At 55.2% G+C, this 12,638-nt stretch carries 12 protein-coding genes; 6 read left to right on the top strand and 6 right to left on the bottom strand.

Going from position 1 to position 12,638, the window contains the following annotated elements; translation table 11 throughout:
* Window positions 1–27: 27 nt before the first annotated feature.
* Complete coding sequence (locus TLL_RS01470) at window positions 28–3,102, top strand: alpha-mannosidase (protein ID WP_011056145.1); 3,075 nt, start codon at window positions 28–30, stop codon at window positions 3,100–3,102.
* Here TLL_RS01470 and TLL_RS01465 read toward each other — a convergent pair.
* Window positions 3,099–3,512 carry a single-stranded DNA-binding protein gene (locus TLL_RS01465; RefSeq protein WP_011056144.1) on the bottom strand — a complete coding sequence of 138 codons (414 nt, stop codon included), beginning with the start codon at window positions 3,510–3,512 and terminating at the stop codon, window positions 3,099–3,101. The genes TLL_RS01470 and TLL_RS01465 overlap by 4 nt on opposite strands.
* A gap of 176 nt (window positions 3,513–3,688) precedes the next feature.
* On the opposite strand from TLL_RS01465, the gene TLL_RS01460 reads away from it, so the two are divergent.
* From TLL_RS01460 to TLL_RS01450, 3 genes are read left to right on the top strand one after another with little or no spacing between them, the layout of a single operon-like run.
* Window positions 3,689–4,987 (top strand): NAD(P)/FAD-dependent oxidoreductase, encoded by a 1,299-nt coding sequence (locus TLL_RS01460; RefSeq protein WP_011056143.1) that lies wholly within the window; start codon window positions 3,689–3,691, stop codon window positions 4,985–4,987.
* A gap of 44 nt (window positions 4,988–5,031) precedes the next feature.
* Window positions 5,032–5,607 carry a Tll0287-like domain-containing protein gene (locus TLL_RS01455; protein ID WP_011056142.1) on the top strand — a complete coding sequence of 192 codons (576 nt, stop codon included), beginning with the start codon at window positions 5,032–5,034 and terminating at the stop codon, window positions 5,605–5,607.
* Between the two features lie 12 nt (window positions 5,608–5,619).
* Window positions 5,620–6,096, top strand: a complete 477-nt coding sequence (locus TLL_RS01450) for a DUF3122 domain-containing protein (RefSeq protein WP_011056141.1) — start codon at window positions 5,620–5,622, stop codon at window positions 6,094–6,096.
* Here TLL_RS01450 and TLL_RS01445 read toward each other — a convergent pair.
* From TLL_RS01445 to TLL_RS01435, 3 genes are read right to left on the bottom strand one after another with little or no spacing between them, the layout of a single operon-like run.
* Window positions 6,093–7,466, bottom strand: a complete 1,374-nt coding sequence (locus TLL_RS01445) for an anthranilate synthase component I (RefSeq protein ID WP_164920668.1) — start codon at window positions 7,464–7,466, stop codon at window positions 6,093–6,095. The two genes, TLL_RS01450 and TLL_RS01445, sit on opposite strands and share 4 nt — an antisense overlap.
* Window positions 7,466–8,368 carry an energy-coupling factor transporter transmembrane component T family protein gene (locus tag TLL_RS01440; RefSeq protein WP_011056139.1) on the bottom strand — a complete coding sequence of 301 codons (903 nt, stop codon included), beginning with the start codon at window positions 8,366–8,368 and terminating at the stop codon, window positions 7,466–7,468. Before TLL_RS01440 ends, TLL_RS01445 begins: the two co-directional genes overlap by 1 nt.
* Window positions 8,369–8,377: 9 nt before the next feature.
* Entirely contained in the window at window positions 8,378–9,109 is a 732-nt protein-coding gene (locus TLL_RS01435) for a PspA/IM30 family protein (RefSeq protein ID WP_011056138.1), read from the bottom strand.
* Window positions 9,110–9,251: 142 nt separating this feature from the next.
* Between TLL_RS01435 and TLL_RS01430 the strand changes: the two genes are divergently transcribed.
* Entirely contained in the window at window positions 9,252–9,665 is a 414-nt protein-coding gene (locus tag TLL_RS01430) for a pentapeptide repeat-containing protein (protein WP_164920667.1), read from the top strand.
* Here the strand turns inward: TLL_RS01430 and TLL_RS01425 are convergent.
* Window positions 9,662–10,777 (bottom strand): histidinol-phosphate transaminase, encoded by a 1,116-nt coding sequence (locus tag TLL_RS01425; RefSeq protein WP_011056136.1) that lies wholly within the window; start codon window positions 10,775–10,777, stop codon window positions 9,662–9,664. The two genes, TLL_RS01430 and TLL_RS01425, sit on opposite strands and share 4 nt — an antisense overlap.
* A 114-nt stretch (window positions 10,778–10,891) precedes the next feature.
* Between TLL_RS01425 and TLL_RS01420 the strand changes: the two genes are divergently transcribed.
* Entirely contained in the window at window positions 10,892–11,827 is a 936-nt protein-coding gene (locus TLL_RS01420; protein WP_011056135.1) for a DnaJ C-terminal domain-containing protein, read from the top strand.
* Window position 11,828: 1 nt separating this feature from the next.
* On the opposite strand, the gene panB is transcribed toward TLL_RS01420, so the two are convergent.
* Window positions 11,829–12,617, bottom strand: a complete 789-nt coding sequence (gene panB / locus TLL_RS01415) for a 3-methyl-2-oxobutanoate hydroxymethyltransferase (RefSeq protein ID WP_315862513.1) — start codon at window positions 12,615–12,617, stop codon at window positions 11,829–11,831.
* Between the last annotated feature and the right edge of the window lie 21 nt (window positions 12,618–12,638).

Raw genomic sequence — 12,638 nt, 5'->3', positions numbered from 1 at the left:
CGATCGCCGGCAAATTAACGAATTTTTATGGTCTTGACAGAATTAATCAAGAAATCTCGTGACTATTTACGTTCATTGGCAGTCATTGAGATTCATTCCCAGTGGTTTCCTCTCACCTCACCCTCCCTCAAGGATGTAGGGACGACCCCCTATGGTGTGAATGCTAAAGGTCATCTGACGTGGCCCAAGGGTCGGCACTCCCTGTGGTTGGGGCAGCGGCTCAGTGTACCGGCGATGGTTCAGGGCTATAGCGTAGCGGGTTTAACTCTACGCCTTGATCTGAGGTGGTGGGCGGATCAGGCAACGGTGTATGTCAATGGCCAGGCGGTTCACCAAGGGGATTTATTTGATCATTCGGTGAGCCTTTGCCTAGGGGAAGCCGTAACCCCCGGCCAAACCTGGGAGGTGATGTTGCATCTCATCAGTCCCGGCCACGATGACGGTGCTTTGGTGAAATCCTGCCTGCGGTTTGAATCGCCCACGGGAGTTGACCCCGCCTTTGTTGCCGCTGAGTTGAACATTTTGGAGATTTTTGCTGAAACCCTCAACCTAGAACCCCTTGAATTGCTGCTTCAGGAGGTTTTAAACAGTCAAGGGCAGCGCCCCATCTTAGATTCGTTGCTGGCGCAGATGCATGACAGCATGCTGGCGATCGCCACCCCTTTACGGGAGTTCACCATCCATCTATGTGGCCATGCCCATTTAGACTTGGCTTGGCTGTGGCCCATCGCAGAAACATGGCAAGTGGCACAGTCCACTTTTCAATCCGTCTTGGGGCTCAAGAAACGCTACCCTGAGCTGACCTTTACCCACTCCACCCCAGCTTTGTATGCCCATTTACAAACCCATGCCCCAGAACTCTTTGGGCAAATTCAGGCCGCCGTTGCCGCCGGTTGGTGGGATGTGGCCGCGGGTCTTTGGGTGGAACCGGAGCTAAATCTCATTCATGCTGAGTCCATTGCCCGTCAAATTCTCTATGGGCAGCAGTACGTGCAGCAGGTCTTTGGTGAAATGAGCCCCATTGCTTGGTTACCCGATACCTTTGGCTTTCCGGAACGCTTGCCCAGTTTCTTGGCCCAAGGGGGAATTCGCTACTTTGTCACCCAAAAATTGCGCTGGAATGACACCACCCGCTTTCCCTACGGTTGGTTTGTCTGGCGGGATGTGGCAGGGGCTGAGATCCATGCCCTGATGTCAGCACCCATTGGCGAGGGGATTGATCCGGTGAAAATGGCTACCTACGCCCAACAGTGGTGGCAACAAACGGGATCGCAGCGCAGCCTCTGGCTCCCCGGTGTTGGCAATCATGGTGGTGGGCCAACGGCAGAAATGTTGGAACGGGTGCGACGCTGGCAACGCCTCGGCGGCATTGGACCGCAGTGGCAATGGACCACCGTGCGAGAGTATTTGGCACAGTTGAGCCAAGAAACACCGCCGACCCCGCAGTGGCAAGGGGAACTGTATTTAGAATTCCACCGCGGTTGCTACACCAGTCATGGCGATCAAAAGGCTGCCCACGATCGCGCCCAACGGCAACTACAAGAAGCAGAGCGCTGGTGTGCCCTCGCCGCAATTACGACTTCTTTTGCCTACCCCAGGGAAGAACTCAAAACCAGTTGGCAACAACTGCTCTTTAACCAGTTCCACGACATTCTCCCCGGCTCCTCAATTCCTGAGGTCTATGCTGAGGTCAATCCGACATGGCAGCAGCTTCTGAAAACCACAGAAACGTTACTGGCTGCGGCCCAAACCGCTCTGTGTGCGTCGATAGACTACGGCACCCCCCCCGTGGCAGGGGCCATTCCTGTGGTTATTTTCAATAGTGGGGTGGGCGATCGCGCCGGGGTTGTCCACATCGATTTGGCACAGCTACCGCAGGAGATCCCCTCGTGGCGGGTGTATTGTCCACGGGGCAACTACGATTTACCAGCACAGTTGAATGCGCCCCAAGGGTGTCTGACGTTTTCTACCCCTGAGGTGCCGGGAATTGGCTACACACTGCTGTGGCTCTGCCCGCGATCGCGCCCTGAGACCTTACCCACCCCCCCCTTAGGCTATGTCTTGGAAAATAACTATCTCCACGTTGAGATTGATCCGGCAACGGGGGAAATCACGAACCTCTACGACAAGTTGAATCATCGTCCCTGTTTGGGCGATCGCGGCAATCAACTGCAATTTTTCCGTGATCAGGGGCAATACTGGGATGCCTGGAACATTGATCCCAACTATGGGCGGCATCGACTAGCGGGCGCGATCCTAGAGTCCATTGAATGGGTGACGTGGCATCAACTGGAGCAACGCCTACGGGTAAGGTGGCGCTTTCAGTCCTCGTGGATTCAGCAGGAATATGTGTTGCAGTATCAAACCCCCTGGCTGCGCATTGATACGGTCATTGACTGGCAGGAGGAACATATTCTCCTGAAGGCGGCTTTTCCCTTGGCAATCAGTGCTGAGCAGATCACCTGTGAAACTCCCGGCGGCGTTACGGTGCGCCCGACACTCCCTAATCCCCACCTCAGTCCCCATGAACAAACAAAATGGGAGGTGCCCTTTCTCACTTGGGTAGATTTGAGTACGCCAGAGTATGGGGTGAGTCTTTTCAGCGACTGCAAGCACGGCCTTGATGCCCAAGCCAATCAACTGCGCTTGACCCTCTTGCGATCGCCCACATGGCCAGATCCGACCAGCGATCGCTGTCAGCACTGCTTCAGCTATGGCGTGTTTCCCCACAGTGGCTCATGGCAGGCGGCGGCTGTCCCCCAATGGGCGGCTCAGTTTCATCATCCCCTCAGGAGCGCGATCGGTCACGGGGCAACGAAGCCGTTTGACCCCTCTCCAGGAGCCTTACCCGCCTACGCCCATCTGCTCCATTGGTCGGAGGCCGGCATTCAATGCCTTGCTCTCAAGGAAGCAGAAGATGGAGAAGGCTGGCAATTGCGCGTGGCAGACGTGGCTGGGGAAGGGGGCCCCTTGGAACTGCACTCAACCCTCATCCCATGGCAGATCAAAGCGCGACAAACCCTTCTCGAGATGCCCACAGACGGTGGAAACGCAATGACCCTAAAGCCATGGGAAGTGGTAACCCTGCGGCTGGAAACTTAGAAGGGCACTTCGTCCAAGCTAATATCCTCGAATTCGGGGGGTGGGGGGGCCACCCTAGGTGTCACGGGTACGGTGGCGGCGGGCTGGGCAGGGTGATCCACAATGTTGCCGTCAACTGTGTAAAAACGGCTCACCACTAGCTCGGCGCGTTTTTCTTTGAAGCCCTCGGGGCGGTCAATGGTGTCCATTTTTAGCCGACCTTCTAAAATCAGGCGATCGCCCACCTTGCACTCTGCATGCATTTTTTGTCCTAAGTTACCCCAAGCAACTGTTCGCAAGCTCATGGGTGGTTCTTCACTGCGAAGGCTAGCAAACTGCACTACCATTGTCGCCACCGCCATCTGATTTTCTTGGGTGTAGCGTAGTTCTGGGCCTTGGATGACTTCCGCAAAGAGGACGCAACTATTCATCTGTGGGCTTCCAACCGCTCATGTTTTTTCCAGTATAGTCCCAATGGCTGCCGCAACAAGGCCACAAGATGACTGCAGCGCAACTCTGGGGTTTTCCTTTGCACAGACGGCTGTGGCCAATTTCATATTCTTGCACTAGTATATAGTTAATTAAATAAATTTGCAGAGATACAGTCATGGCACGGGTAGTTGTCCTTGGCGCGGGCATTGGTGGATTGCCCACAGCCTACGAATTGAAACATCGTTTAGGCGATCGCCATGAAGTGATCTTGGTTTCTGATGTGGATCGCTTTACATTTATTCCCGGACTAGTAGCGGTTGCCCTCGGACACAATTCCCTCGAACGGCTGCAAGTGCCCCTCGAGACAGTGAGCCGGCGCCATGGGTTGAGGTGGGTGCAAGGCAAGGTTCAGCGGCTGGCTCCTCAGGAAAAGAAAATTTACTTGCCTGAACAAGCCCTTGACTACGACTATTTGGTGATTGCCACAGGGGCAGAACTCGCTGTTGATCTCATTCCCGGCCTTGGTATCCACAGCCATTCCGTGTGTACTCCCGCCCACGCAGTTGCCGCCCAGCGAGCATGGCAAGAATTCCTCAAAGAGCCAAGGGACTTAGTTGTGGGTGCTGCTCCCGGCGCCAGTTGCTTTGGGCCTGCCTATGAATTTCTCTTTTTGGCAGAGCACGCCCTGCGGCATCATGGGTTGCGCGATCGCGTCAAGATCACCTTCATTACCCCTGAACCCTACGTTGGCCACTTGGGGATTGGCGGCTTGGCCAACAGCGATCAACTCACCCGCAACCTGATAGAGAAACGGGGGATTGAAACAATCACCAATGCGGAGATCACTGCCATTGAGCCGCATCGAATCCTACTGCGGGATAGACCGGTGATTCCCTTTGGCTACAGCATGATTTTGCCGCCTTTTCGCGGAGTGCCCTTTGTGCGCGCCTCTGGCCTTGGCAATGAGAAGGGGTTTTTACCCTTGCTACCGACCCTACAGCATCCCAACTATCCTGAAATCTATGGGGTGGGCATCAGTGTTCACCTTCCACCTTTAGAAGTGACCCCTGTGCCTGTGGGAGTGCCCAAAACTGGTCAAATGACCGAGGAGATGGCGATCGCTGCGAGCCACAACATTGCCGTTGCCCTTGGGGAATTAGTGGCTGACCCTGTGGTACCGACACTGGATGCCCTATGTTTTGCTGACTTTGGCAATACCGGTATTGCCTATATTGCCGCTCCGGTCATTCCTGAACCCCCTGGGGAGAACCGCCGCTTGGCCTGCGCCCTTCAAGGATTGTGGGTCAGTTGGGTGAAGGCTGCCTTTGAACGCTACTTCCTACTGAAAATGCGGTGGGGATTGGGTGTCCCTTGGTTTGAACAGTGGGGACTGCGGCTATTCTTTGGTCTTTCCCTTGTGCGTCCCCTGCAACCCACGGTGTTTCCAGAGCAGCAACCTATCATGAAAGTTTGACAGACAAACATTGACAAAATAAATTTAATAGAGAGGTCATTTCTATGGTGCGCATCTTTCTCATGGCTCTCTTGATGGCATCCCTATGGATTCAGGGTTCCCCAGCCCCCTTGGCCAGTGCGAATCCTGAGGAACTGGGGAAAGTGGTTACGGCCATTGAACAGTTGGATCAAATGCGCATTGGCCTTGCCTCTACCCTAGAAGGGGGGACTAGCGAACCGACCCTTGACACCTTTAAGGCCGTCTGTGCCCCCGTGGGCAAGCAAGCCAAGGAAATTGCCGCTGCCAATGGCTGGCAAGTGCGTCAGGTGGCACTCAAGTACCGCAACCCCAACCATGCCCCGCGCACTGCACTGGATGTGCAAGCCCTCAATCAGTTTGATAACAACCACCACCTGCAAGCCTTTTGGCAAACCGATAAGGAAGGGGTGCACTACTTCCGTCGCATTGATGTCCAAGCCAGTTGTCTTGCCTGCCATGGGGCTAAAAATCGCCGTCCCGCCTTTATTCAGGAAAAATATCCCAGCGATCGCGCCTATGGCTTCCGTGTTGGCGATCTGCGGGGCATGTACGCTGTCACGATTCCCCAAATTCAGCAGGCCCTGCAAACCTCACCCTAAGGAGGTGCTCCCATGGCCCGTTGGCAACGTTGTTTACTTTTGCTCCTGTTAGTCATTCCCCTGTGGCTGGCGGTGTCCCCCAGGAGCCATGCCATGATTCGCACCATTGAAGAGGCTCCCAATCAAGTGGTGGTGCAGTCGCGGCATCCGCTGCGGGATAATCGTGGCTTTACGTGGCAGGTGATTCTTTTTTCTCGTCCTGACCAGTTGCAGTTGCGCTTGGTGGGCTTTCCAGAGCAGTACCATTTTCGCCATCCCGATCCCTTGGTGTTAATCACCTCCAGCGGTCAAACCCTCACCGCCGCGGATGACTTTCCCAAGGCAGACACCGTTGCCAATGTAGGACAGTTTGATCTGTTGCCCCTCGCCTGGCAACTGCCGAGGAGTGAACCCTTGGTTCTGCGTCCGCCCCTAGAGGAGCAGGGGATTGAGATTGCTGTTCCTGCTGCTGTGGTCATTGAGTGGCAGACCCTGAGGGCGGGAGTTTAGGAATGGGTGGCAATGGGCGTTGGTGTTCCGAGGGCAAGGAGTAGGGCTTGGGCTTTGCTCAGGGATTCGTGCCATTCCCGCTCTGGAGCGCTGTCGGCCACAATACCGGCACCGACTTGTCCCCAAGTTGTCTGGCGATCGCGCCCCACCAAGAGGGTACGGATGAGGATATTCAAGTCCAGATGCCCTCGCTGATCCCAGTAGCCACAGGAACCGTAGAACAAATTGCGGGGAAAGGGCTCAAGACCTGCCAAAATCTCCATGCAGCGCACCTTGGGACAGCCAGTGATGGTGCCACCCGGAAAGAGAGCACGGATGACATCCACGGGGGATCTCCCCGGCTGCAACTTGCCGCGCACATTGCTCACGAGGTGCATCACATGGCTGTAGTACTCCAAACTTAGGAGTTCATCCACCACCACAGTGCCCCATTGGCAGATCCGCCCCAAGTCGTTGCGCTCCAAATCCACAAGCATAATGTGTTCTGCCTGTTCCTTGATATTGCTACGGAGTTCCTCGGCATAGGCGCGATCGGCCGCAGGGGTTTGGCCACGGGGACGGGTACCGGCAATGGGTCGTGTTTGCACCCAATCGCCCTGAACCTGCACCAAGCGTTCCGGTGAACAACTGACAATGTAGCCCCAAGGGGTCTGCCAAAAGCTGGCAAAGGGAGAGGGGTTAATCTGCTGTAGCCGCAGATATTGTTGCCACGGATCAACGCCGCCATCATGGCAAAAGCGCGCCGACAGATTGGCCTGAAAAATATCGCCAGCGCGGATATGGCGGAGAATGTGCTCAACGGCTGCTTGGTAGGTATGGGGCTGCCAGCCCGCCGCTAGCTCAATCCTGCCGGGGCGATCGGGGAATAAGAGGGACTGCTCAGGGGAAGGCTCTTCAAGAGTTTGTTGCAGCGCCGCCAGTTGACTCGCGCTCGACGCCGCCAGATACAGGCAATCCGCCTGATGATCCAAGACAGCAAAGGCTTGAGGCTCATACCAAAAGGCCACTGGAAAAGGAAGCGGATCGGGTTTGGGCGGGGGTAGCGCTTCAATTTCCCATGCCAATTCGTACCCCAGCCATCCCAACCACCCGCCTGCAAAGGGCAGATGGCTGACTGCTTCAGGCACAGTGCTTCCCTGGGGAAATGTTTGTAATGTTGGCAGCACTTCACCGAGGGATAACACCCACTGGCGATCGCGCCGCGGTGACCCCGCACAAATGGAGTAGCGAGCTTGGGGTGTGGGGGCTTGGGCTGGACTTTCCAGTAGGACAGCAATCGGCTCCCTCAAAAACAACTGTTGAAAAATCACGCGACCCGTGCGCCCACCCAGGGGCAGAGAACGCCAAAGCCACGGCTCACAGGGGCCCATCACGAGTGCTCAACCCCCAACCAACCCAGGCGAATTAACCAAAATAGCCCCATACCCCCCAAGGCCAACCAATCTCGCCGCTGCAATCGCAGATGGTGCCACGGATTATCGTAGGTTCCCGGTTCTTGAAAGCCCCGCACTTGCATGGCACAGGCCACCTGCTCTGCCCGCAGGAGCAAATTTTCCAACAGCCGTACCGCCAAGGTGAGCCATAGCTGGATACTGCCCTTAATGCCCACGAGTCGCCAATTAATGGCACGAGTCCGCACCGAGCGGCTCAGGTTTTGCACTTCTTCCAAGACCAAGGGAATAAACCGCAGTGAAAGGGTCAAAGTCAGGGCAATTTCGGCCACCGGCAGCTTAAAGCGTTTCAGGGGCTGCATGAGATTTTCTAAGCCAGCGGTCACTTCCTCAGGAGCAGTGGTGAGCAAAAACAAATGTGTACTGTAGAGGAGTGTAAACAGGAGCGTACTCAGGCGGATGCCTAAATCCAGCGATCGCTGGGAGACTTGCAGCTGAATGGGAAACTGACCCACTTGGGTGTGAAATTGCCACAGGATATAGCGGTAACTCGTGGGTGGAACCGTGGCTGCCAAGGGACGACGGGGTTGATAGGTTACAGCCATCCCATCGGGCATCAACGCTGTGATCACCAGAATTAAACTACCCAGCAGGAGGAGCCACAGCAGTTGCCGCCGCCATACCCGTGCAGGAATTCCCCCTAGGAGCGTCAGGAGAATTAAACTGACCACTAGCCCCAACCGCCAAGGGACATCCGCTAAGATAGGTGCCAACAGAAACGTCATCAACCATGCCAATTTGACCCGTGGATCAAGGCGGTGCAGCCAAGTGATGGGTTGTTCAAGGTATAGCCCGAGGGGGAGCGATCGCAGCAAATCCATGGAAAATCGTTAGTTTTTCTCCAGTTGCCGCCGCAGGGCTTCCAACTCTGGATCGTAGGCAGGGGTGCTACTGGGGGACAGTTGTGGGTTGGCTAACTCTGCCTTCAGCCGCGCTAAGTCCTCCTCCACACTGCCCGCTTCTAGGGCAGCAAATTTGGCTTCGAGGGTATCGCTATTGAGTTCAGCCACCGCTTGGGAGCGAGCCTCCAGTTCCTGAACCCGTTCTTCCATGCGCTCAAAGGCGGCCATGGGGGCGTTGATATTCAGACTGCTAAAGGTTTGTTGCAGTTGCTCTGAGGCCTTGGCTGCCCGTGCCCGTGCCACTAGCATTTCTTTGCGGGTTCTCGCTTCAGCAATCTTGCTTTCAAGCTGTTGCATTTGTTTTTTGAGAGCTTCCACTTGAGTCACAGACTGCTCCAGCTGCCCCTTGAGAGCCATGGCTGCATTGAGGGCTGTTTTTTTGCGACTCAAGGCCTCCAGCGCCAGTTGCTCATCGCCATGCTGCAGGGCAATTTTGGCCCGGCGTTCCCACTCAGCCGCCTGCTGTTGATTTTGGTTGAACTGTTGCTCTAACCGCTTTTGGGAGGCGATCGCTTGGGCAACAGCTTGCCGCAGTGTTACCAGATTGTCCTGCATTTCGATCAGGGTCTGCTCGAGAATTTTTTCGGGATCTTCGGCAGCACCCACCAGCGCATTGAGCCAACTGCGAACCACCCGGCTGACGCGATCAAACAGTCCCACAGCTTATCTCCCTATTGGTTCCTTACCTATAGCAGTATGCCACTTTCTTCAGATTCTTTGGCCCCGAGTCCAAAAAACCGTCACTGCCGTAGACTTAAGCTATAGTAAAAAAATCATCCGAATCCTGCTCCTAACTTTAGTGATGTCTGCTTCTTCGGGGCAATCTTCAGACGCCTTTGATAAACATGGTTTTCTCAGTCGCTACGCCCCAGCCATTATTAATCAAAGTAGAGCTGATCAGATGCTGGCGGACTATGCCAGGGGGCGGCGTGACTTTCGGCGGCTTGATTTGCGCGGTATCACCCTAGAAGACGTGAATTTAGCAGGGGCCGATCTCAGTGGTTCGGATTTCAGCAATGCCACACTGATCAATGTCGATTTGACGGCTGCCAAGCTGATTGAGGTTCGGCTGATCCATGCTGAACTCACAGATGTGCAACTGCGCCAGGCGAATCTTAGTCGAGCCAATCTGCGAGGTGCTAAACTCACCCACACTTCCTTGGCCACGGCAACCCTGCGGGCCACAGTTCTTCCCAATGGCCGGTTGTCGGATTAGTTGTCGGTTGACTTCTGTTGGTTCAAAGAGGCTTGCAGCCGTTGCCAAAAGCGCTCCATCTGCGCAGGTGTGCCAATTGTCACCCGAATGCCGCCGGCGATCGCCCGCACCAGGGTGCCCTGATCCCTCAAGGCATCCCACAGGGACGGGGTGTGTTGGGGTTCCCGCAAACGGAAAAAGAGGAAATTGGCCACACTCGGCCACACGTGCAGTTGGGGGCATGACTGCAACCATTTATAGAGCCGATCCCGCTGCGCTAGCACCGTGGGAATTTCTGCGAGCAGCGCCTGACGATGGTCAAGGACCACTTGCGCCGCCACTTGAGAAAACGTAGGTAGGTTATAGGGCAGACGAACCTTTTCTAAAACCGCAATCACCTCTGCATTGCCAATGGCATAGCCCACCCGATGCGCCGCCAGTCGAAAGGCCTTAGAAAAGGTCCGCAGAATCAACCAGTTAGGATGAGCTGCCAAGTCCCCCACCAGTGTCTTGCCGGAAAACTCAAAATAGGCCTCATCAATCACCACTAAAATATCCTCAGGAAGCTGCCGTAGCCAGTCCACCTCGGCTGCAGTTAGGGGGTTTCCCGTCGGTGAGTTGGGTTGCAGCATAAAGAGAACGCGCACCGGTGGAGCCGCTTGGGCAATGAGGGTATTGGCGGCGGCAATTTCCACTGCAAACGTGTCAGGATCACGGGTTGCCCGATGGACGGGAATCCCTAGGGTTTGGGCGAGGATCCCGTATATGGAAAATGTCGGTTCTGCCACTAGGATAGAACCGTAGCCGCCAATCGCCGTGGCCAGCAGTATGGAGCGAATCAGCTCATCGGAGCCGTTGCCAACCGCAATTTGGTGTGGGGAAATTTCAGTTGGGCTCTGTTCACTGACGTAGCGGGCGATCGCCTGCCGCAGGGGCCAGTGGTGACTATCGGGATAGCGATGACTGGCGAGGGTGCTGACGTACTGCTGAGCTAAGACCTCCTTAAGGGCAGTGGGCAAGTCCCACGGAAACTCATTGGTATCGAGGTAGTCCAGTTCTAGCGGTAGGGAGTCGCTGGTGGGGGTGGAGTAGGCGCGGAAGTTGCTCAGTTCTGGACGAAGAAACGTCGCCATGCCAAGACGGTATAAAGGGATTCAACTATAATAGCACTGAGCTTTTTGCCCTAATTTGCTGCCAGCCCTGACACTCAATCTTCATCTTTTGATTACGTAGAGGCGAATGTTCCTATGGCGCGTACCGACTTCAAAGATTACTACCAAATCCTCGGGGTCAGCAAAAATGCCACGGAGGCTGAAATTCGGCAGGCCTTTCGCCGTCTTGCTCGCAAATATCACCCGGACTTAAATCCGGGGGATAAAGAGGCAGAAGCTCGTTTTAAGGAAATTAACGAAGCCCACGAAGTTCTTTCAGATCCGCAAAAACGACGCAAATACGATCAATTTGGTCAGTACTGGCAACAGGCCAGTGCAGCGGAGGCGGGTGGCTTTAATGTCAATGTGGGCGACTTTGGCGCTGATTTTAGTCAGTTTGCCAACTTTGAAGACTTTATCAATGAATTGCTAGGACGATTTGCCACAGGCACAGGGCGTACCCGCTCTTGGAGCACCGTTGGCTTTGATACCTCTGGATTTGGCAGTGCCGATGTCGAAGCGGAGATGCAAATTAGCTTTCAAGAGGCCTTTCAGGGCTGCCAAAAATCATTTGCCATTGGTAATGAGCAGGTGACCGTGACGATTCCCGCTGGCATTAAGCCGGGGACGAAGTTGCGGCTGCGGGGCAAAGGTCAATATAACCCCTACACTCAACAGCGGGGAGATCTATATCTCACGGTACAGGTGGCGCCCCATCCCCTCTTCCGCTTTGAGGATGATCAACTGGTGATTGATTTGCCCATCACTCCCGATGAAGCGGCTTTGGGGGCGCAAGTGACGGTGCCGACACCCTCGGGGAATGTGGTTTTGAATGTGCCTGCGGGAACGCGATCCGGGCAATCGCTCCGGTTACGGGGCAAGGGCTGGCGCAGTAGTGGCGGCATTGCTGGCGATCTCCTTGCCAAGGTGCAAATTGTGCCCCCCAAATCCCTGAGCGCCCAAGAAAAAGAACTCTACGAAAAATTGCGATCGCTCCGTAGTTTCAATCCCCGTGGCCATTGGCCGATCTAAGTCAGGGAAATTGCCGCGATTTGACGGCTTGGCAGTAATTTTCAATGGCGGCGATCGCCTGTGTTCCCAAGTCGGCATACACCTTAGCAAAGGGGGGCACCTGGGGACTCAAGCCCAAAACATCTGCTGTCACCAGTACCTGACCATCACAGTGGGGGCCTGCGCCAATTCCAATTGTGGGAATCTTCAACTGGGCGGTAATCTGCTGCGCTAAGGCCGCAGGAATATGCTCCAAAATCACCGCAAAGACACCTGCTTCAGCAAGGGCAAGGGCACCCGCTAGAATCGCTGCTGCGTCTTGGGGAGTATTCCCCTGTTGTCGCCATCCTCCCAACTGATGTACCCGTTGGGGCAATAGACCCACATGACCCAGCACTGGAATTCCAGCCTCCACTAAGCGCCGCGTTGCTGCCTGGACCACAGGGGAGGCACCTTCCATTTTCACGGCTTGCACTTCTGCCTCTTTGATTAAGCGCCCCGCCGATCTCAGAGCCTGTTCAGGGCTTTCTTGGTAGCTCAAAAAGGGCAGATCACACACAAGGAAACTATGGCTAACGCCTCGGCGCACCGCTTGGGCATGGTGAATCATCTGGTCAAGGGTCACAGGCAATGTGGTTGGATATCCAAGGGCAACCATCCCCAGGGAATCCCCCACAAGGATCACATCCACCCCGGCCGCATCCAACAGGCGTGCCCACAGATAATCCCAAGCCGTGAGCATGGTAATGGGTTCTCCCAGCGCTTTTTTTGCTTGGAGTTGGGGTAAGGTTACAGAGCGACGCACCATCATTCCATACACCAGGGGAGGGTC

It is taken from the genome of Thermosynechococcus vestitus BP-1, from assembly GCF_000011345.1.
Classification (GTDB): Bacteria; Cyanobacteriota; Cyanobacteriia; order Thermosynechococcales; family Thermosynechococcaceae; genus Thermosynechococcus; species Thermosynechococcus vestitus.
The sequence above is the reverse complement of the archived record's forward strand: the minus strand, read 5'-3'. Positions and strand labels throughout refer to the sequence as shown.